Here is a 19165-nt window from a genome sequence, read left to right as displayed (position 1 = left end):
ACCACGCAAATCACTCGAAACTGTCGCCCTCGGCCAGCGGCGCATGCCGGTAGCTGGCCGGCGTGCGGCTGAGCTTGACGGGCGCGCCCAGGCCCCGGTAGCCGCCCGCCATCTCCACCACCATCTCGCGGTGCAGGGTATGCGGGTGGTTGAGCGCCGCGTCCACGCCCAGCACGGGCGCGGCGGGCACGCCGATGGCCATCAGCGCATCGGCCAGCGCGGGGCCGTCGCAGGCCTGCAGGGCCTGCTCCAGCAGCGGCTTGAGCGCATCGCGGTGGTGCGAGCGCTGGCCGGCCGTGGCAAAGCGCTCGTCGGCCACCAGCTGCGGGCATCCCAGGTGCTCGCACAGCAGGCGGAACTGGCGGTCGTTGCCCACGGCCAGGAAGACCGGCGTGGTGCCCGTGGCAAAGCTGTCATAGGGATAGATGTTGGGATGGGCGTTGCCCGAGCGCCCCGGCGTCCTGCCGCTCATGAACCAGTTGCCCGCATGCGGGTGCAGCAGCGAGATGCCGCTGTCGTACAGCGAGACATCGACCAGCTGGCCCAGGCCGCTGCGCTGGCGCTCCTGCAGCGCCAGCAGCACGCCGATGACGCCGTTCATGCCCGTGACCATGTCCACCACCGGCAGTCCCACGCGCAGCGGATCGCCGCCGGCCTCGCCGTTGACGCTCATCAGCCCCGTCATGGCCTGGATGGCCGCGTCATAGCCGGGCCAGGCGCCCAGCGGGCCATCGGCGCCGAAGCCGCTGACGCGGCACCAGATGAGGCGCGGAAAGCGCTCGCGCACCTGCTCCCAGCCAATGCCCCATTTCTCCATGGTGCCAATCTTGAAGTTCTCCACCACCACGTCGGCCTGCTCCATCAGCGCCAGCACGGCCTGCTGGCCTTCGGGCTGGGACAGGTCCAGGAACTGCAGCCGCTTGTTGCGGTTCAGGCCCCGGTAGTAGGAGGACACACCGTCCTGGCACGGCGGCCCCCAGGCGCGCGTGTCGTCGCCCTGCGGCGGCTCCACCTTGAGCACGTCGGCACCGTGGTCGCCCAGGATCTGGCCGCACAGCGGGCCACCAAGAATGCGGGAGAGGTCGAGGACACGGATGCCCTGAAGGGCACCATTGGCTCTGCTCATAAAGTTTCTTTCTTCATTGGCACAAGGTGCAAGACTGGCGTGCTTCAAGCCACCGGGGCGCCCAGCAAGGGCCGCCCCGCAGCGAAGGCGCCGTCCCACTCCCGCGTGCGAGAGAGGGGGAAGCGGCGTAGCCGCTCAAGGGGGTGTTCTCCATCTGTTCAGTCGAGCTTCGCGCCGGAGGCATCGACCACGGCCTTCCACTTGGTCACTTCCTGCGCGATGAAGGTCGACAGCCCCGCTGGCGACAGATCCGATGCCGGCTCCAGCCCCTGGTCGGCAAAGGTCTTGCGGATGCGCTCGCTGCTCAGGGCCTTGCGGAAGGCCGCGTTCAGCGTCTCGATGCGGTCGGCCGGCGTGCCGGCCGGTGCCACCACGCCGAAGAACACGCTCACGTCGTAGCCGGGCAGGCCCTGCTCGGCGATGGTGGGGATGTCGGGCATGGCCTGGGAGCGCTTTTCCGTGGCCACGCCAATGGCCTTGAACTTGCCGGCCTTGATGTAGGGCATGGCGGTGAGGATGTCGGTGAAGGTCATGTTCACCTGCCCCGCCAGCAGGTCGTTGAGCGCCGGTCCCGTGCCCTTGTAGGGGATGTGCTGCAGCGAGGTGCCGGCCATCTTGTTGAACAGCACGCCCGCCAGGTGCGAGGAGGCGCCGTTGCCCGAGGACGCATAGTCCAGGCTGCCCGGCTTGGCCTTGTCCTGCGCGATCAGCTCCTGCACGGTGGTGGCCTTGGTCGCCGGGTTGACCACCAGCACATTGGGCAGGTGGCCCACGCGGATGATGGGCGCGAAGCTGGTCTGCGGGTCGTAGTTGATCTTGCGGTACAGGTGCTTGTTGATGGCCAACGGCCCCGAGGTGCCGAACATGATGGTGTAGCCGTCGGGCCTGGCGCGGGCCACGAAGTCGGCGCCGATGTTGCCGCCCGCACCGGCCTTGTTCTCCACGATCACGCTCTGGCCCAGCGTCTCGGTCAGCGATATCGCCAGCGTGCGGGCCATGGCGTCCGTGGGCCCGCCGGGCGGGAAGGGAACGACGAAGCTGATGGGCCGCTCGGGAAAGCGTTCGGCCAGTGCGGTGGCCGGCAGCGCGGCGGTGGCGGCGAGCGCACAGGCCCACAGGAATCGGCGTTTCTGGAAGGACGGCTTCGGGTCAGTGCAAGGCATGGTGTTTGTCTCCGGTACTTGTGCGGTCATCCCTGTGGACGGGATGTGTGTTCTGGGTCGGTGCGGTCGATGGGCTCAGCGTGTCCAGCCTTCGGGCAGGTCGCCTGCCGCCAGCGGGTCGCGCGGCAGCACGCGGTGCAGCAGCACCAGCTGGGCCCAGCGCATGCGTTCGGCGCTGCTGGTGCAAGAGGCCTCCCAGGCCATGGCCGTGGCCGTGAAGCAGTGGTACAGGCCCGAGGCGGCAGCGCGCGCCAGGCGGTCACCGCCCTCCTCGGCCGCGCGCAGGGCCAGGGCCGCAGCCTTGTCCATGCTGGCCGACAGCGCGGCCTTGAAGTCCGTGGCCGCCTCGGTCTGGGCCAGCAGCTGGGCCGCGTGGTCGCGCAGCACGGGCAGCGAGCCTTCGCGCTTGATGGCGCGGATCACGTCCAGCGCCACGATGTTGCTGGTGCCTTCCCAGATCGATCCCAGGTGGGAGTCGCGCACCAGGCGCGGGTCGCTCCATTCCTCGATGTAGCCGCAGCCGCCGCGCACTTCCATGGCGTCGCCCGTGACCTTGCGCGCGTCGCGGCAGGCGCGGAACTTGATCATGGGCGTGAGGATGCGCAGCAGCGCGTAGGCGCCGTCTTCGCCTGCGTCCGAACGCTGCAGCGCCTGGGCCGTCTGCAGCACCATGGTGCGGGCCTGCTCGGAGTAGATGCGCAGCTTGTCGAGCTGGCGCTGCATCAGCGGCATGTCCTGCAGGGCCTTGCCGAAGGCGCGGCGCTCGCGCGCCACGTACTCGGCCTCGGCCACGGCGCGGCGCATCAGCCCGGCCGAGCGCACGCCGTTGGACAGGCGCGAGTTGTTGACCATGTCGGCCATCTGCACGAAGCCCCGGCCCTGCTCGCCCACCAGGTAGGCGACGGCGCCGTCGAGCACGATCTCGCCGCTGGCCATGGAGCGCGTGCCCAGCTTGTGCTTGAGCCGCACGATGCGGTAGTGGTTGACCGAGCCGTCATCGAGCCGGCGCGGCAGCAGGAACAGCGAGATGCCCTTCATGCCCGCCGGCGCGCCTTCCACGCGCGCCAGCACCATGGCGAAGTCGGCATCGGGGTTGGAGCAGAACCACTTGTCGCCGGACAGGCGCCAGCTGCCGTCGGCGGCCGGGCGGGCCAGCGTCTGGGTGTTGGAGATGTCCGAGCCGGCCGCCTGCTCTGTCATGAACATGGCGCCCTGGGCCTGGTCCTCGAAGCGCAGCTGCGTCATGCGCGGCCAGTACTTCTCGACCAGGGCCGGCTCGCCGTACTTGCGCAGCGTGCGCGCCAGCGAGTCCGTCATGGACAGCGGGCAGCACAGGCCGAACTCGGCCTGCACGAACAGATAGGTCAGCGCGTACTTGGCCAGCGGCGGCAGCTTGCCATCCCAGCCCAGCACGCCCGTGCGGTGCGACATGACGGCCAGGCCGAACTCGCCATAGGCAATGCGTTCCATCTCCACATAGGCCGGGTGCTTGACGATGCGCTGCGCATCGCGCCCCGTGCGGTCGCGGTGCTCCAGCTCGGGCGGGTTGCGGTCGGCGGTCAGCGCCCATTCATCGATCTCGCGGCCGGCCAGGGCGCCCATGCGCTCCAGATGGGGCTGCAGGTGCGCGTTCACCTCGGGCGGCAGGTACAGCGCCAGCAGCGGCTGCAACTGCGAATCGGTGGTGTACAGGTTGCTGCCGTGGCGGTCGGGCACGGCCTGGAAAGCCTGGGCGGGGGAAGACTGCATGGCGGCCAGCGCCTGCGGTTCGGGGTTCATGGTCTGTCTCCTGTGCGGGAACCGGGCCCGGGCGCATGGGCTCCGGGTCTTGGGGATGCCCCCATTCTTGGAAACAGTCCTATTCGAGTCAAATATCGATAACGTATTGATCAATAGTCAAACCGGATAGAACGCCATGGAGCTGAGACAACTGAGGTACTTTCTGGTGCTGGCCGAGGAGCTGCACTTCAGCCGCGCAGCCCAGCGCCTGTCCATCTCCCAGCCGCCGCTGAGCGTGGCCATCCGCCAGCTGGAGGAAGAGTTGGGCGCCCAGCTGTTCGAGCGCACCAGCAAGGAGGTGCGGCTCACGGCCGCCGGCAAGCACCTGCGCGTGCAGGCCCAGGACATCATGGAACAGGCCCAGCGCGTGCGCCAGGACATGCGCGCCATCGCCGACGGCGTGCAGGGCCGCATCCGGCTGGGCTTTGTGGGCTCGGCCATCTACCGCGGGCTGCCCGAGGCGCTGGAGAGCTTTCGCGCCCGGCACCCGCTGGTGCGCATCGACATGCTGGAGCTCAACAGCGCAGAGCAGATCGCCTCCCTGCAGCAGGAGCGGCTGGACCTGGGCCTGCTGCACGCCACGCGCCCCGCGCCCGGCCTGCAATCACACACCCTGGTGAGCGAGCCGTTCATGGCCTGCCTGCCCGCAGGCCATGCGCTGGCCGGCCAGCGCACGCTGCAGGTGCGCCAGCTGGCGGGTGAGCGCATGGTGCTGTTCTCGCGCCAGGTCTCGCCCGACTACCACCAGCAGATCTGGCAGATCTGCCAGAGCGAGGGCTTCACGCCCGACCTGCACCACGAGGTGCGGCACTGGCTGTCGGTGCTGTCCATGGTGTCGCTGGGCCAGGGCGTGTCCCTGGTTCCGTCCTGCCTGAAGCGCGTGGGCTTTCCGGGGCTGGCCTTCGTGCCCATCCAGGGCCGGCACCCGCAGTCGCAGATGCAGGCCATGTGGCACCCGGGCCATGTGCAGCCCCTGGTCGAATCGCTGCTGGCCCACCTGCGCGACAGCGTGGGCAGGCTGGGACAGCAGCCATAAACGCCACACCCTTGCTCAGTTCACCATGTCCAAAACTGGCGTGACCCAAAAGCGAGGGACACCGAGCAAGGGCCGCCCCGCCGCCAGGGTGTCGTCCCCTTTCCAGGGGGAAGCCGCATAGCGGTTCAGGGGGTTTCCAACTTCATTCAAGGAGCTGCCTGAGAACGTACGGCAGGATGCCGCCGTGCCGGTAGTAGTCCACCTCGATGGGCGTGTCGATGCGCAGCTTGACCACCACGGTCTGCTTGCTGCCATCGGCACGCGTGATCACCAGCTGGGCCTCGCTTTGCGGCGCCAGGTCGGCGGCGGGAATCACTTCCACGAACTCCTCGCCCGTCAGGCCCAGGGTCTGCCAGCTGTCCGTGCCCAGGAACTGCAGCGGCAGCACGCCCATGCCGACCAGGTTGGAACGGTGGATGCGCTCGAAGCTGCGCGCCACCACGGCCTTGATGCCCAGCAGCTGCGTGCCCTTGGCGGCCCAGTCGCGGCTCGATCCCGTGCCGTATTCCTCGCCCGCGAAGATCACGGTGGCGCGGCCCTCGGCCTGGTACTTCATGGCCGCGTCGTAGATGGGCATCTTGGTGACCTGGCCCGTGCCGTCGCGGTACAGCGTCAGGCCGCCCTCCTCGCGCGAGCCATCGGCCTGCGCCGGAATCATCAGGTTCTTGATGCGCACGTTGGCAAAGGTGCCGCGCATCATCACCTCATGGTTGCCGCGCCGCGAGCCGTAGCTGTTGAAGTCGGCCTTTTGCACGCCGTGGGCCAGCAGCCACTGGCCTGCGGGCGAGCTTTCCTTGATGGAGCCGGCCGGCGAGATGTGGTCGGTGGTGATGGAGTCGCCGAACAGCGCCATCACGCGCGCGCCGTGCACCACGTAGGGGTTGGAGCCTTCGGCGCCAGCGGCGGGCGCTTCCAGCTCAAGCCGGAAGCCGTCGAAGAACGGCGGCTCGGCAATGTAGGTGCTCTCGGGCCAGGTATAGGTGGCGCCCGTCACGCCGTGGATCTTTTCCCAGAGCTTGCCGGGCTCGGAGCGCACCTTCTCGTAGTTCTCGCGGAAGGCCTTGCCGTTCATGGCGTACTTCATCAGCGCGTGGATCTCTTCGCTGGTCGGCCAGATGTCGCCCAGGTAGATGTCACGGCCGTTCTTGCCCTGGCCCACGGGCTCGGTCATCAGGTCGCGGCGCACCGTGCCGGCAATGGCATAGGCCACGACCAGCGGCGGGCTGGCCAGGAAGTTGGCCTTGATGTTGGGGTGGATGCGCGCCTCGAAGTTGCGGTTGCCCGACAGCACGGCCGCGCAGACCAGGTCGTTGCTGGTGATGGCCTCGTTGAGCTCCGGCGTGAGGTCGCCCGCGTTGCCGATGCAGGTGGTGCAGCCGTAGCCGGCCAGCGCAAAGCCCAGCTTTTCCAGGTAGGGCAGCAGGCCGGCTTCGGTCAAATACTCGGTCACCACGCGCGAGCCCGGCGCCAGAGAGGTCTTGATGTGCGGCTGCACCGTGAGCCCGGCCTTCACCGCCTTCTTGGCCAGCAGGCCGGCGGCCAGCATCACGCTGGGGTTGGAGGTGTTGGTGCAGCTGGTGATGGCGGCAATCAGCACGTCGCCGTTGGCGATGCTCAGGCGCTTGGGCGGCGTGGGGCATCGACCGGCGCCTCGCTGTGGGCGGCCTCCAGCTTGGGCTTGTTGGCCTCCATCTCGGCCAGCGAGCGCTGCGCGCCGGGCGGATGGGCCGGCGTCTCGGGCGCCACCTCGCCCTCGCCGCCACCCCCTACGCGAAAGCTCCGGCCCAGCCGTTCGATCGGCTGGTTGAACCCGTTGTGCGCCGCAGGGGCGCTGAACAGCTCATCGAACTTGGACGACACATTGCCCAGCTCGATGCGGTCCTGCGGGCGCTTGGGTCCGGCCAGGCTGGGCGCCACCGTGCCCAGGTCCAGGCGCACCACATGCGAGTAGTCGATCTCGCCGGCGGCTGGCACGCCGAACAGTTCCTGTGCACGGAAATAGCCCTCGAAGGCCTCGATCTCGGCCTTGCTGCGGCCCGTGCCCCTGAAGTAGTCGATGGTCTTTTCATCGACGGGGAAAAAGCCCATGGTGGCGCCGTACTCGGGCGCCATGTTGCCGATGGTGGCGCGGTCGGGCAGCGCCAGGGTGCGCGTGCCTTCGCCGAAGAACTCCACGAACTTGCCCACCACCTTCTCGCGGCGCAGGATCTCGGTCACCGACAGCACCAGGTCGGTGGCCGTCACGCCCTCGCGCAGCTGGCCCGACAGCTCGAAGCCCACCACATCGGGCGTGAGGAAGTACACCGGCTGGCCCAGCATGGCCGCCTCGGCCTCGATGCCGCCCACGCCCCAGCCCACCACCCCGATGCCGTTGATCATGGTCGTGTGGCTGTCCGTGCCCACCAGGGTGTCGGGGTAGTGCACGCCGTCCTTGGTCTTGTGCACGCCGCGCGCCAGGTACTCCAGGTTCACCTGGTGCACGATGCCGAAGCCCGGCGGCACCACGCCGAAGGTGTCGAAGGCCTGCATGCCCCACTTCATGAACTGGTAGCGCTCCTTGTTGCGCTGGAACTCCAGCTTCATGTTCAGGTCCAGCGCCTTCTTGGTGCCGAAGTAGTCCACCATGATGGAGTGGTCCACCACCAGGTCCACGGGCACCAGCGGCTCGATGGACTTGGGCTTCTTGCCCAGCCTGGCGGCCGTGCTGCGCATGGCGGCCAGGTCGGCCAGCAGCGGCACGCCCGTGAAATCCTGCAGCACCACGCGCGATACCACGAAGGGGATCTCGTCCACGCGCTCGGCCTGGGGCTTCCAGTTCGCCAGCTGCTCCACATGCTCGCGCGTCACCTTGTTGCCATCGCAGTTGCGCAGCACGGACTCCAGCACGATGCGCAGCGACACGGGCAATCGCCGGACCTGTGGATATTGCCTTGCCAGTTCAGGCAGGGAGAAGAACTTGCCCTTCTTGCCCCCCGCCGCAGCAAAGGACTTGAGAGTGTTTTCATATTCGTGGCGCATCGTGAGACTCCTGGATGAAACTCTGGGAAGGCACATGCGCGCCGCCTTTTCCGGGCTGCTGGGCATGCACCAAGACTCTGATTTCCATTGTGCCCAGAAGTGCCCGCGGATGCTGTGGTCCATTGGCGATAGTCACACGCGGACAACGCTGTCCGCGCGGCAAAAGCGGCAGGCTTTCACAGGGCTGTCATCGAACCGGCCAGCGAAGCCCTGCTGCGCCACAACCCCGCGCACTGCAGATCGCCCAGCGCCACGCCGATGGCCGCCTGGCCCAGCACCCATGCCCAGCCTGCGGGCGCAGGCTCCAGCACGCCGCTGTACAGCACCACGCCGCACGCCAGGGCCCAGCCGAAGTTGCCGAACACGGCAAGCGCCACCAGCCCCCTGCTGCGCGGCATGCGGCACGCGCCCCAGCCAGCCACGCAGGCCCAGGCCAGCAAGAAGCACCCCGTGCCCAGCAGCAGCGCCTGCGGCAAGCCCGTTGAAACGGCCAAGGGCTGCGAAAAAGCCAGCTGCACCGCACCGGCCGCGGCGCAGCAGATGGCGTCGGCCCACAGGGTGCGGGACAGGAAACGGGCATGGGAAAACATCGGCATCAGCACTCCTTGTGGATCGCCGGGCATGCACCTCGCAAGCCGGCCCCACCGATGCTCCGCCGCCACCGCCCCCCGAGTCCATGACCTGCCAGGTCATGCCAGCCCCGCTGGAGCAACTCCAGTCGCTATGCCACAATCCGCACCAGCCCCCTGTCACGGGGCCGGTGCTTGAAAACACCTTTGAAGAATAGCGGAGCGGCCTCCCCGATAGCGAGGCCTTGTCACGTCTGATTTGCTTGGATCGTGGGCGCTTGCCTGCATCCGAACGGTTTGGGACGGGATGGGGCTCACCGCAAGGCTGCCCGCACGACTATTCTCGTGTTTTCAACATCCCGTCCACCATTGCTGTGCTTGAAAACCCGGCCTGGTGGTTCAGTCTCGAATAGGAGCACGGAACCATGTACATCGCATCCATCTCGATGGCCCGCCTCACCTTTGCACGGAGAGCCGAGCCATGACACCCAGACCCCCACCAAGCGCCGAGCATTTCACCCAGGTCGTGACCGAGGTGGACCGCCTGGTGCAGCAAGGCTGTGCCGAAATCTCGGCACTCTCCCGCATGGCCCTGCTGTGGCTGGAAACGCCCGAGACCAGCAACCGCCTGGACGTGCTCGCCAGCGCCCTGCGCACCATCCGCAACAGCGCCGACATGCTGGCCAGCGAAACCAGCGGCGAAGTCGTCGCCGTGGGCTGCTCCCACTACGTCAAAAGCAGCACAGCCCCCTGACCCGGGCCCAGCGCAGCAAAGGCCCGCACCAGCTCCCCGTATGCCAGCGCCTGCGTCGGGCCGCCTGCGGGGTTGCAGTCCTGCCGAAGGACAGGACTGCTTCGTCAACTGACTCGCCGCAGTTGCCAGGTCATGCCAGCCCCGCTGGAGCAACTCCAGTCGCTATGCCACAATCCGCACCAGCCCCCTGTCACGGGGCCGGTGCTTGAAAACACCTTTTCCAAGACTAGCGGTGCAGCCTCCCCGTCAGCGAGGCTTTGTCACGTCTGAATCCTGTATTCGTGGGCGCTTGCCCACGTCTGTGCGATTTCGGGCGGGATGGGGCTCACCGCAAGGCTGCCCGCACGACTAGTCTCGTGTTTTCAACATCCCGCCCACCTGCCTGCGCTTGAAAACGCAACCCGGTGGTCTCAAGCCTCGACTAGGAGCACGGAAGCATGCGCAACGTTTGCCTTTCCACGGCCTCTCTCAACCTTGCATGGAGAGCCGAGCCATGACACCCAGACCCCACCAAGCGCCGAGCATTTCACCCAGGTCGTGACCGAGGTGGACCGCCTGGTGCAGCAAGGCTGTGCCGAAATCTCGGCACTCTCCCGCATGGCCCTGCTGTGGCTGGAAACGCCCGAGACCAGCAACCGCCTGGACGTGCTCGCCAGCGCCCTGCGCACCATCCGCAACAGCGCCGACATGCTGGCCAGCGAAACCAGCGGCGAAGTCGTCGCCGTGGGCTGCTCCCACTACGTCAAAAGCAGCGCAGTCCCCTGAACCCGGCCGAGCGCAGCAAAGGCCCGCACCAGCTCCCCGTATGCCAGCGCCTGCGTCGGGCCGCCTGCGGGGTTGCAGTCCTGCCGAAGGACAGGACTGCTTCGTGATCTGACTCGCCGTGATTGTTTGAACGTAGCGCGCAGCGCGAAGTGAGTTTCACGGCGAACCCCGCAGGCGGCCCGACGCAGGTTGCCCCGCAGCGAAGCGAAGGGGTCGCGGGCATTCGGGTCGCATTCTTTGACCTGACCTTTCTTGGCGAATCAAGAAAGGGCAGTCGGCTGCCGGGCCGAGACCCGGCCTCGAAAAACAACGGCCCGGCAGGGTCAAAACAAGCCCGCTGTAGTCATGACATGGCAACACGCGCACCGCCAACCACATCCCGCGTGCGCCGCAACCCAGTCCACTGCAACTCAGCCAACACCACAACCACCACCGCCTGAGCCAACACCCACGCCACCCCCCAGGCAGACAACCCCAACCCACCAAACGCCAACAGCGCAACACAGCCCACAGCCCACCCGAAATTCCCCACAACCACCAGCCCGATCAACCGCCGCGGCACAGGCGAGCGCGCCGCCATCCACGCAGCCAGCAGCGCATAGCCCAGCAAAAACCAGCCTGTGGACTGCAGCAGCGCCAGGGGCAACCCCGTCACATCCGACAGCGGCTGCCCCGCCACCAGTTGCAAGGCGCCCGAGGCGGCGCAGGAAGCAGCATCGACCCACATCACGCGGGGCAGGAAACGGGGGGAAGCAAACATCGACATGGCGAACTCCTTGAGAGCAACAGGCATACACCGTGCATGCCATGGACTGCATGGTCCGCCGCAGGCTGCACAGGGTCGATAACCTCGCAGGTCATGGCCGCCACGCCGGCCCCGCCGCTACGATGCGGACCATGACCTCCACCGCCCATCCACCGTCCGCGCGCTCGCCCTTCGGCGACCATCTGCGCCACTGGCGCCAGCACCGCCGCCTGAGCCAGCAGGGCCTGGCGCTGGAGGCCGAGATCTCCACGCGCCACCTGAGCTATGTGGAAACCGGCCGCGCCCAGCCCAGCCGCGAGATGGTGCTGCGCCTGGTCGAGCGCCTGGGCGTGCCGCTGCGCGAGCGCAATGCCCTGCTGGTGGCCGCAGGCTACGCGCCCATGTACCAGGCCCGGCCGCTGGACCACCCGGACCTGGCCGCCGCGCGCCAGGCCGTGGACCTGGTGCTCAAAGGCCACGAACCCAATCCCGCCCTGGCCGTGGACCGGCACTGGAACCTGGTGGCCGCCAACGCCATCGTGCCGCTGCTGCTGGCCGGCGTGGCGCCCTGGCTGCTGGAGCCACCCGTCAATGTGCTGCGCCTGAGCCTGCACCCCGAAGGCCTGGGCCCGCGCCTGGCCAACGCAGCCCATTGGCGCGCGCATCTGCTGCACCGCCTGCAGCAGCAGATTGCCGCCACGTCGGATGCGCAGTTGCAGGCGCTGCACGACGAGATTGCCGCCTACCCGTTCAAGGAAGATGAAGCGGACTCGCATGGCGCAGCACCTGCCAGCCACATCGCCGTGCCCTTCGCGCTGGACACCGACCATGGCCGCCTGAACTTCATCAGCACCATCACCATCTTCGGCACACCGGTGGATGTGACGCTGCAGGAGCTGGCCGTGGAGTCGTTCTTTCCGGCGGATGCGCAGACGCAGGAGGTGCTGGGGCGGTTGAGGCAGGCTGCGTAAACCGGAAAGTACAGAGCCAGAAAGCAGCAAAGCCCGCCGAAGCGGGCTTTGCTCATGGAGCCGGATCAGGCCGGACTCAGGCGCTCACGCCCCTGGCCACGTCCGCGTACTCTTCGATCTGGTCGAAGTTCATGTAGCGGTAGACGCTGGACTTGTCGGCATCGATCACGCCCATTTCCTTGAGGTATTCCTCCTTGGTGGGCAGCTTGCCCAGGCGCGATGCGATGGCGGCCAGCTCGGCCGAGCCCAGGAACACGTTGGTGTTCTTGCCCAGGCGGTTGGGGAAGTTGCGGGTCGAGGTGGAGATCACCGTCGCGCCTTCGCGGACCTGGGCCTGGTTGCCCATGCACAGCGAGCAGCCCGGCATTTCGGTGCGAGCACCGGCCGTGCCGAAGGCTGCGTAGTGGCCTTCCTTGATCAGCTCGTTCTGATCCATCTTGGTGGGCGGAGCCACCCACAGCTTGACGGGGATGTCGCGCTGGCCGCCCAGCAGCTTGGCTGCTGCGCGGAAGTGGCCGATGTTGGTCATGCACGAACCGATGAAGGCTTCATCGATCTTGGTGCCGGCCACTTCGGACAGGAACTTGGCGTCATCGGGATCGTTGGGGCAGCAGACGATGGGTTCCTTGATGTCGGCCAGGTCGATCTCGAACACGGCAGCGTATTCGGCGTCCTTGTCGGCTTCGAGCAGGTCGGGCTTGGCCAGCCAGGCTTCGACCTTCTCGATGCGGCGCTGCAGCGTCTTGGCGTCGGCGTAGCCGTCGGCGATCATGTTCTTCATCAGAACGATGTTCGAGGTCAGGTACTCCTTGATCGGCTCGGGGTTGAGCTTGATCGTGCAGCCGGCAGCCGAGCGCTCGGCCGAGGCGTCGGACAGCTCGAAGGCCTGTTCCACCTTCAGGTCGGGCAGACCTTCGATTTCCAGGATGCGGCCCGAGAAGATGTTCTTCTTGCCAGCCTTGGCCACGGTCAGCGCGCCTGCCTTGATGGCGTACAGGGGAATGGCATGCACGAGGTCACGCAGGGTGACGCCGGGCTGCATTTCGCCCTTGAAGCGCACGAGCACGGACTCGGGCATGTCCAGGGGCATCACGCCCGTGGCGGCGCCGAAGGCCACCAGGCCGGAACCTGCGGGGAAGGAGATGCCGATGGGGAAGCGCGTGTGCGAGTCACCGCCCGTGCCCACGGTGTCGGGCAGCAGCAGGCGGTTGAGCCAGGAGTGGATCACGCCGTCACCGGGACGCAGGGCCACGCCGCCGCGGTTGCTGATGAAGGCAGGCAGCTCGCGGTGGGTCTTGACGTCCACGGGCTTGGGGTAGGCAGCCGTGTGGCAGAAGGACTGCATGACCATGTCGGCCGAGAAGCCCAGGCAGGCCAGGTCCTTGAGCTCGTCGCGGGTCATGGGGCCGGTGGTGTCCTGCGAACCCACGGTGGTCATGCGCGGCTCGCAGTAGGTACCGGGGCGCACGCCCTGGCCTTCCGGCAGGCCGACGGCGCGGCCGACCATCTTCTGGGCCAGCGTGAAGCCGGCGTTCGAAGCAGCGGGCGCCTGGGGCAGGCGGAACACGGTGGATGCAGACAGGCCGAGGAATTCGCGGGCCTTGGCGGTCAGCGAGCGGCCGATGATCAGGTTGATGCGGCCGCCGGCGCGCACTTCGTCGAACAGCACGTCGCTCTTGAGCTGGAACTCGGCGACGGTTTCGCCGTTCTTGACCAGCTTGCCGTCATAGGGCAGCACGTCGATGACGTCGCCCATCTCCAGCTTGGTGACATCGACTTCGATGGGCAGCGAGCCCGAATCTTCCTGCGTGTTGAAGAAGATGGGAGCGATCTTGCCGCCCAGGGTCACGCCGCCGAAGCGCTTGTTGGGCACGAAGGGGATGTCCTGGCCCGTGGCCCAGACGATGGAGTTGGTGGCCGACTTGCGCGAGGAGCCGGTGCCGACCACGTCGCCCACGTAGGCGACCAGGTGGCCCTTCTTCTTGAGGTCGTCGATGAACTGCATCGGGCCGCGCTTGCCGTCTTCCTCGGGCTTGAAGGCCGCGTCGGGACGGGTGTTCTTGAGCATGGCCAGGTAGTGCAGCGGGATGTCCGGACGGCTCCAGGCATCGGGCGCGGGCGACAGGTCGTCGGTGTTGGTCTCGCCGGGCACCTTGAAGACGGTGACGGTGATCTTCTTGTCCACTTCGGGGCGCGAGGTGAACCACTCGGCGTCAGCCCAGCTCTTCATGACTTCCTGGGCCTTGGCGTTGCCGGCCTTGGCCTTGGTGGCCACGTCGTTGAAGAAGTCGAACATCAGCAGCGTCTTCTTCAGCGCATCGGCGGCCACGCCGGCGACTTCGGCGTCGTCCAGCAGCTCGATCAGGGGATGCACGTTGTAGCCACCCACCATGGTGCCCAGCAGCTCGGTGGCCTTGGCCTTGGAGATGAGAGCCACCTGGATGTCACCGTGGGCCACGGCTGCCAGGAAGCTGGCCTTGACCTTGGCGGCATCGTCCACGCCCGGAGGAACGCGGTGCGTGAGCAGGTCGAGCAGGAAGGCGTCCTCGCCAGCGGGCGGGTTCTTGATCAGCTCGATCAGTTCGGCAACCTGCTTGGCTTCCAGCGGCAGCGGGGGGATACCGAGCGCGGCGCGTTCGGCCACGTGGTCACGGTAGGCTTTCAACATGATTCTCTCTCCATGGTTTTCTAAAGTGGGGCTGCTTGCGGGACGCTCAGGTCCGGGCCTGGATTACTGGCCGGCGGGCTTGGGTGCTTCCAGCAGGCTGGGAGGCGGGTTCTTCTTGATGGCCTCGGCCACCTGAAGCTGATCGGGGCTCATGCATTCGTCGGCCAGGCGCTGGCCGACCTTCTGGTTCATGAGCATCGATTTGTTGGCGATCTGCAGCCAGACGGCGCCGGCATGCTTGTCTTCCAGGCGCACGGTGCCGGTCGAGGTCTTGACGGGCGACATGTGGTACTTGAAGCCCTTGCCGTCGATGTTGAAGTAACCCGGGTTGGCCTGGTCGGCCGTCACATTGACGAAGGCGCCCAGCTCGCAGGGGATGCGGCCGGTGTGCACGCGCTCGGAAATGGCCAGGTCTTCGGCGGACAGCGGCTGTTGGGCAGCAGTTGCGACGGCGGCCGCACCGCCGACGGCGGCAGCGCCGGCAGCGGCCTTGGCCGTGGTGGCCTTCTTGGCGGGGGCCTTCTTGGCCGCAGGCTTGGCGGCGGCCTTGGCCGGCGCCTTCTTTGCGGTGGCGGGCTCGGCGGCGCTGGCACCCAGGCCCATGGCCAGCAAGGGGGCTGCGATCAGGATGGAGGCGATAGCTGTCTTCATACGTTGGGCTCCTGCAAATTCCCGGTGTGGGCTAAGCAAGTGATTCTGATGCAAACCAGGGCTGCACCTGTGGGGGCAGCGCCTGGCCGGTCTGGTGGGCACGTGTGAGCAACTGCCAGAAATAGCGGTAGCTCGCCCGGTCATGTAATACACCATCCACGCTGACGGGCGCCCAATCGGCGGCCTCGGCGGCGGTAAGTATTTGTGCGGCCTGCGCCACTTCGTCGGCCTGGGGCGCGAAGGCGGCGAGGATGGGGCGGATCTGGTCCGGGTGGATGCTCCACATGCGGGTATAGCCGAGCCGCCGTGACGCCTGTGTGGCAGCGGCCTGCAGCGCCTGTGGATTCCTGAATTCGGTGACCACGCAGTGCGAAGGCACCTTGCCGTGCGCGTGGCAGGCGGCTGCGATCTCCAGCTTGGCACGCACGACCAGCGGATGGTCGAACTGGCCGGCCGAGCCCATGGCCGAGGCAGGAATCGCGCCGCCATGGGCCGAGACGAAGTCCATCAGGCCGAAGGAAATGCTCTGCACGCGCGGGTGCGCGGCAATGTCGAAGGCACGGTGCACGGCGGCGGGCGACTCGATGAGCACATGCAGCGGCAGTTCGCGGCAGCCCAGGCGACCCAGATGCCGCTCGGCCAGCAGCACGTCGTCCACGCTTTCCACCTTGGGCAGCATGAGGTGGCACAGGCGGTCACCGGCCTCGCCGACGATGATGTCCAGGTCCTGCGCGAAGCTGGCGTGGTCCACGGCATGCACGCGCGCGGCCACGCGGGCACCGGGCGCGGCATCGCGCGCCAGCGAGGCCACCAGGCGCGCATGGGCCGCCTCCTGGCCCACGGGGGCGCCATCTTCGCAGTCCAGCGTGACGTCGAAGACGCAGGTGCCGAACTCGGCCATCATCTCGGCCTGCAGCTGCAGGCTCTTGCGCATGCGCACTTCCACGCCGCTGTAGTGGTCACAGACGGGCAGGTGCAGGGCACCGCCCTGCGCATCGAGCAGCACCTGGGCCGGGTGTGCGCGAGAGGGTGTGGACGTGGCGGCGGTCATGGCTTGCGCTGGGCGACGATGAACAGGCGGGGGAAGGCCAGCAGGCGCCGGCCGTCGGCGCGCACGCCGTAGGCGGCGTCCACGCGGTTTTCGTATTCGGTGAGGAAGTCGGCCTGCAGGGCTTCGGGCAGGCCCTCGACGAAGGGCTTGAGGCCGGTGCCGCGCAGCCACTGGACGATGGCGCCGGCCGAGTCCATCGGATGCTGGTAGACGGTGTGCCAGACATCGACGGCGCCGGCCTCGACGCCGGCCTGCTCCTGCGGACCGGCCAGCAGGTCGTAGTAGCTGCGGATGGGCAGGATGTCGGCCCGCACCTTGGCGGCATCGCCGATGTAGGCGGCAAACTTGGGCAGGCTGGCGATCTCGCGCATCACGCGGTGCGTGGCTTCCTGCCGGTTGTCGGGCATCTGTATCGCCAGCACGCCCCCTGGCGCCAGTTGGGCGAACAGGCGGGGTATCAGCGTTTCATGCTCCCCCACCCACTGGAGGGAGGCATTGGCATAAATCAGGTCGGGAGCGCTCTCGCCGGGGGCGGGCGTCCAGGAAGCAATGTCGGCCAGCGCGAAGCGGGCCTCAGGCAGATGCTGGCGCGCGGTGGCCAGCATCGCCTGGGAGTTGTCTATGCCGGTGATCGTGGCACCGGCATAGCGCTGTGCAAGCAGCTCGGTGGAATTGCCCGGCCCGCATCCCAGGTCCACCACATGGCGGGCCTGGGCCAAGGGCACACGCGCCAGCAGCTCGGCTGCGGGGCGCGTACGCTCATTGGCGAAACGCAGGTAAAGCGCGGGATTCCAGTCGAGCATGGCTTGCCGGCGGCTTACAGCAGGTGCTTGACGCCGTCCTGTTCGCCTTGCAGCTCGGCCAGGGTCTTGTCGATGCACTCTTGCGAGAAGGCGTCGATTTCCAGGCCTTCGACGATCTTGTACTCGCCGTTCTCGGTGGTGACCGGGAAGCCGAAGACGATGCCGGCGGGGATGCCGTATTCGCCATTGGAGGGCACGCCCATGGTGACCCATTCGCCGCCCGAGCCCAGGGCCCAGTCGCGCATGTGGTCGATGGCAGCGTTGGCAGCCGAGGCAGCCGAGGACAGGCCGCGGGCGGCAATGATGGCGGCGCCACGCTTGCCGACGGTGGGCAGGAACACGTCCTTGTTCCAGGCCTGGTCGTTGATCTTGGCCTTGACGCTTTCACCGTTGACGGTGGCGAAGCGGTAGTCGGCGTACATCGTGGGCGAGTGGTTGCCCCAGACGGTCAGCTTGCGGATGTCGCCCACCTTGAAGCCGGCCTTGGCAGCCAGCTGCGATGCAGCGCGGTTGTGGTCCAGGCGCAGCATGGCGGTGAAGTTCTTGGCCGGCAGGTCCGGAGCCGACTTCATGGCGATGTAGGCGTTGGTGTTGGCGGGGTTGCCGACGACCAGCACCTTCACGTTGCGCGAGGCAGCGGCGTTCAGCGCCTTGCCCTGGGCCGTGAAGATCTGTGCGTTGGCAGCCAGCAGGTCGGCACGTTCCATGCCGGGGCCGCGGGGACGCGCGCCGACCAGCAGGGCGTAGTCGGTGTCCTTGAAGGCTTGCAGGGGGTCGGAGTGGGCTTCGATGCCGGCCAGCAGGGGGAAGGCGCAGTCTTCGAGTTCCATGATCACGCCCTTGAGCGCGTTCTGGGCCTTCTCGTCGGGAATCTCCAGCAGTTGCAGAATGACGGGCTGGTCCTTACCCAGCATTTCGCCGGAGGCGATGCGGAACAGCAGGGCGTAACCAATTTGACCGGCGGCACCGGTGACGGCGACACGAACGGGCTTCTTGCTCATGATGAAACTCCAGGGATGGGGAAAAAATCAGGTGTTATCGGCGCCAGGTCGCACCAGCGTCAGAAACCAGCAGCCCGTGCTCCGCAAACAACGCGAAAGTGTACTCCCGATTTCGAAGCCCGGTCAATTTGTCTTATGTCTTATATAAGATATGATCGACGTCTGTTTCCAAGTCTTTCATCTGCGTCGCCGGGAGCCTCCCCACCCCGAACTTTTCCATGCCAGTCCTGCCTCCCCTCGCCTCAGACAACGCCGCTCCCACCATCGGCGCGGGCGCATCGACCCCGGCCTTCAGCCCTTTGTATCAGCAGATCAAGGGACTGATACTGCAAAGCCTTGAAGCAGGCGAATGGCGGCCCGGCGAACTGATTCCCAGCGAGATGGAGTTGGCGGCGCGCTTTCGCGTGAGCCAGGGCACGGTGCGCAAGGCCATCGACGAGCTGGCCGCAGAGAACCTGGTGATGCGCCGCCAGGGCAAGGGCACCTTCGTGGCCACCCACGCGGCCCAGCATGTGCAGTACCGCTTCCTCAAGCTGCAGCCCGACGGCGGCGACCAGCAGGGCGAGGGTCGTGCCGAGCGCCGCATCATCGACTGCCGGCGCCTGCGCGCATCGGCCGACGTGGCGCGCGGCCTGGCGCTGCGCAGCGGCGATGCCGTGATGCATGTGCGCCGCGTGCTGTCGTTCTCCGCAATCCCGACCATTTTGGAAGACATCTGGCTGCCGGGCCACGCCTTCAAGGGCCTGACCGCCGAGCAGATGTCCGCCTACCAGGGCCCCACCTACGCCATGTTCGAGCTGGACTACGGCGTGCGCATGGTGCGCGCCGACGAAAAGATCCGCGCCGTGCTGCCCGAGGCAGAACAGGCCCTGCTGCTGGATGTCCCCAGCACCACGCCCCTGCTGAGCGTGGAGCGCACCGCTTACACATACAACGATGTTCCCATGGAGTTACGCCGTGGCCTGTACCGCACCGACACCCATCACTACCGCAACGCGCTGAGCTGAACGATCCGTTCCCCAGAGAAGCGGGCGAAAATACGCAATTCCCAGCAAAGCTGTTTTT

15 protein-coding genes and 1 pseudogene are annotated in these 19165 nt (G+C 67.2%); 5 read left to right on the top strand and 11 right to left on the bottom strand.

What is annotated here, in order from left to right; genetic code table 11:
* Positions 1 to 10: 10 nt before the first annotated feature.
* From BO996_RS11505 to BO996_RS11495, 3 genes are all read right to left on the bottom strand, one after another.
* Complete coding sequence (locus tag BO996_RS11505) at positions 11 to 1126, bottom strand: CaiB/BaiF CoA transferase family protein (protein ID WP_071954796.1); 1116 nt, start codon at positions 1124 to 1126, stop codon at positions 11 to 13.
* Between the two features lie 158 nt (positions 1127 to 1284).
* A complete protein-coding gene (locus tag BO996_RS11500) occupies positions 1285 to 2289 on the bottom strand; it encodes a Bug family tripartite tricarboxylate transporter substrate binding protein (RefSeq protein WP_071954795.1) in 1005 nt (334 codons plus the stop codon).
* A gap of 75 nt (positions 2290 to 2364) precedes the next feature.
* On the bottom strand, positions 2365 to 4068 hold the full coding sequence (locus tag BO996_RS11495) for an acyl-CoA dehydrogenase family protein (protein ID WP_071954794.1): 1704 nt from the start codon (positions 4066 to 4068) through the stop codon (positions 2365 to 2367).
* 136 nt (positions 4069 to 4204) lie between these two features.
* Here BO996_RS11495 and BO996_RS11490 point away from each other — a divergent pair, with 136 nt between their 5' ends.
* Positions 4205 to 5104, top strand: coding sequence for a LysR family transcriptional regulator (locus BO996_RS11490; RefSeq protein WP_071954793.1), 900 nt, complete (start codon positions 4205 to 4207; stop codon positions 5102 to 5104).
* A gap of 142 nt (positions 5105 to 5246) precedes the next feature.
* Here the strand turns inward: BO996_RS11490 and BO996_RS11485 are convergent.
* Both BO996_RS11485 and BO996_RS11480 read right to left on the bottom strand, forming a co-directional pair.
* A pseudogene (locus BO996_RS11485) lies at positions 5247 to 8122 on the bottom strand (aconitate hydratase).
* A 176-nt stretch (positions 8123 to 8298) separates the two neighbouring features.
* Positions 8299 to 8718, bottom strand: a complete 420-nt coding sequence (locus tag BO996_RS11480) for a hypothetical protein (RefSeq protein WP_071954792.1) — start codon at positions 8716 to 8718, stop codon at positions 8299 to 8301.
* 454 nt (positions 8719 to 9172) lie between these two features.
* Here BO996_RS11480 and BO996_RS11475 point away from each other — a divergent pair, with 454 nt between their 5' ends.
* Positions 9173 to 9445 (top strand): hypothetical protein, encoded by a 273-nt coding sequence (locus BO996_RS11475; protein WP_043822610.1) that lies wholly within the window; start codon positions 9173 to 9175, stop codon positions 9443 to 9445.
* Between the two features lie 474 nt (positions 9446 to 9919).
* Positions 9920 to 10210, top strand: coding sequence for a hypothetical protein (locus BO996_RS11470; RefSeq protein WP_071954791.1), 291 nt, complete (start codon positions 9920 to 9922; stop codon positions 10208 to 10210).
* A gap of 343 nt (positions 10211 to 10553) precedes the next feature.
* Here BO996_RS11470 and BO996_RS11465 read toward each other — a convergent pair whose 3' ends face one another.
* Positions 10554 to 10976: a hypothetical protein gene (locus tag BO996_RS11465; RefSeq protein WP_071957076.1), complete on the bottom strand. Its 423-nt coding sequence runs from the start codon at positions 10974 to 10976 to the stop codon at positions 10554 to 10556.
* A 131-nt stretch (positions 10977 to 11107) separates the two neighbouring features.
* Between BO996_RS11465 and BO996_RS11460 the strand changes: the two genes are divergently transcribed.
* Entirely contained in the window at positions 11108 to 11926 is an 819-nt protein-coding gene (locus BO996_RS11460; RefSeq protein WP_047218608.1) for a helix-turn-helix domain-containing protein, read from the top strand.
* A 76-nt stretch (positions 11927 to 12002) separates the two neighbouring features.
* On the opposite strand, the gene acnB is transcribed toward BO996_RS11460, so the two are convergent.
* The 5 genes from acnB to BO996_RS11435 all read right to left on the bottom strand — a co-directional run bounded on the left by acnB (position 12003) and on the right by BO996_RS11435 (position 18100).
* Positions 12003 to 14594: a bifunctional aconitate hydratase 2/2-methylisocitrate dehydratase gene (acnB, locus tag BO996_RS11455; RefSeq protein WP_012204353.1), complete on the bottom strand. Its 2592-nt coding sequence runs from the start codon at positions 14592 to 14594 to the stop codon at positions 12003 to 12005.
* A 63-nt stretch (positions 14595 to 14657) separates the two neighbouring features.
* Positions 14658 to 15245 (bottom strand): hypothetical protein, encoded by a 588-nt coding sequence (locus tag BO996_RS11450; RefSeq protein WP_013803433.1) that lies wholly within the window; start codon positions 15243 to 15245, stop codon positions 14658 to 14660.
* Positions 15246 to 15276: 31 nt separating this feature from the next.
* Positions 15277 to 16296 carry an HpcH/HpaI aldolase/citrate lyase family protein gene (locus BO996_RS11445; protein ID WP_012204351.1) on the bottom strand — a complete coding sequence of 340 codons (1020 nt, stop codon included), beginning with the start codon at positions 16294 to 16296 and terminating at the stop codon, positions 15277 to 15279.
* On the bottom strand, positions 16293 to 17099 hold the full coding sequence (gene tam / locus BO996_RS11440; RefSeq protein ID WP_013803434.1) for a trans-aconitate 2-methyltransferase: 807 nt from the start codon (positions 17097 to 17099) through the stop codon (positions 16293 to 16295). The genes BO996_RS11445 and tam overlap by 4 nt, the downstream gene beginning before the upstream one ends.
* A 14-nt stretch (positions 17100 to 17113) precedes the next feature.
* Complete coding sequence (locus BO996_RS11435; RefSeq protein ID WP_013803435.1) at positions 17114 to 18100, bottom strand: malate dehydrogenase; 987 nt, start codon at positions 18098 to 18100, stop codon at positions 17114 to 17116.
* Positions 18101 to 18318: 218 nt separating this feature from the next.
* Between BO996_RS11435 and BO996_RS11430 the strand changes: the two genes are divergently transcribed.
* Positions 18319 to 19107, top strand: coding sequence for a GntR family transcriptional regulator (locus BO996_RS11430; protein WP_012204348.1), 789 nt, complete (start codon positions 18319 to 18321; stop codon positions 19105 to 19107).
* Positions 19108 to 19165 lie beyond the last annotated feature (58 nt).

Origin of the sequence: Delftia sp. HK171, from assembly GCF_001886655.1 — a bacterium.
GTDB lineage: Bacteria > Pseudomonadota > Gammaproteobacteria > Burkholderiales > Burkholderiaceae_C > Comamonas > Comamonas acidovorans.
This window is presented reverse-complemented; position numbering and strand designations above follow the sequence as displayed.

Coding starts and splice junctions, on each gene's coding strand:
- BO996_RS11505 (WP_071954796.1), bottom strand. CDS start 1,126: ATGAGCAGAGCCAATGGTGCCCTTCAGGGCATCCGTGTCCTCGACCTC.
- BO996_RS11500 (WP_071954795.1), bottom strand. CDS start 2,289: ATGCCTTGCACTGACCCGAAGCCGTCCTTCCAGAAACGCCGATTCCTG.
- BO996_RS11495 (WP_071954794.1), bottom strand. CDS start 4,068: ATGAACCCCGAACCGCAGGCGCTGGCCGCCATGCAGTCTTCCCCCGCC.
- BO996_RS11490 (WP_071954793.1), top strand. CDS start 4,205: ATGGAGCTGAGACAACTGAGGTACTTTCTGGTGCTGGCCGAGGAGCTG.
- BO996_RS11480 (WP_071954792.1), bottom strand. CDS start 8,718: ATGCCGATGTTTTCCCATGCCCGTTTCCTGTCCCGCACCCTGTGGGCC.
- BO996_RS11475 (WP_043822610.1), top strand. CDS start 9,173: ATGACACCCAGACCCCCACCAAGCGCCGAGCATTTCACCCAGGTCGTG.
- BO996_RS11465 (WP_071957076.1), bottom strand. CDS start 10,976: ATGTCGATGTTTGCTTCCCCCCGTTTCCTGCCCCGCGTGATGTGGGTC.
- BO996_RS11460 (WP_047218608.1), top strand. CDS start 11,108: ATGACCTCCACCGCCCATCCACCGTCCGCGCGCTCGCCCTTCGGCGAC.
- acnB (WP_012204353.1), bottom strand. CDS start 14,594: ATGTTGAAAGCCTACCGTGACCACGTGGCCGAACGCGCCGCGCTCGGT.
- BO996_RS11450 (WP_013803433.1), bottom strand. CDS start 15,245: ATGAAGACAGCTATCGCCTCCATCCTGATCGCAGCCCCCTTGCTGGCC.
- BO996_RS11445 (WP_012204351.1), bottom strand. CDS start 16,296: ATGACCGCCGCCACGTCCACACCCTCTCGCGCACACCCGGCCCAGGTG.
- tam (WP_013803434.1), bottom strand. CDS start 17,099: ATGCTCGACTGGAATCCCGCGCTTTACCTGCGTTTCGCCAATGAGCGT.
- BO996_RS11435 (WP_013803435.1), bottom strand. CDS start 18,100: ATGAGCAAGAAGCCCGTTCGTGTCGCCGTCACCGGTGCCGCCGGTCAA.
- BO996_RS11430 (WP_012204348.1), top strand. CDS start 18,319: ATGCCAGTCCTGCCTCCCCTCGCCTCAGACAACGCCGCTCCCACCATC.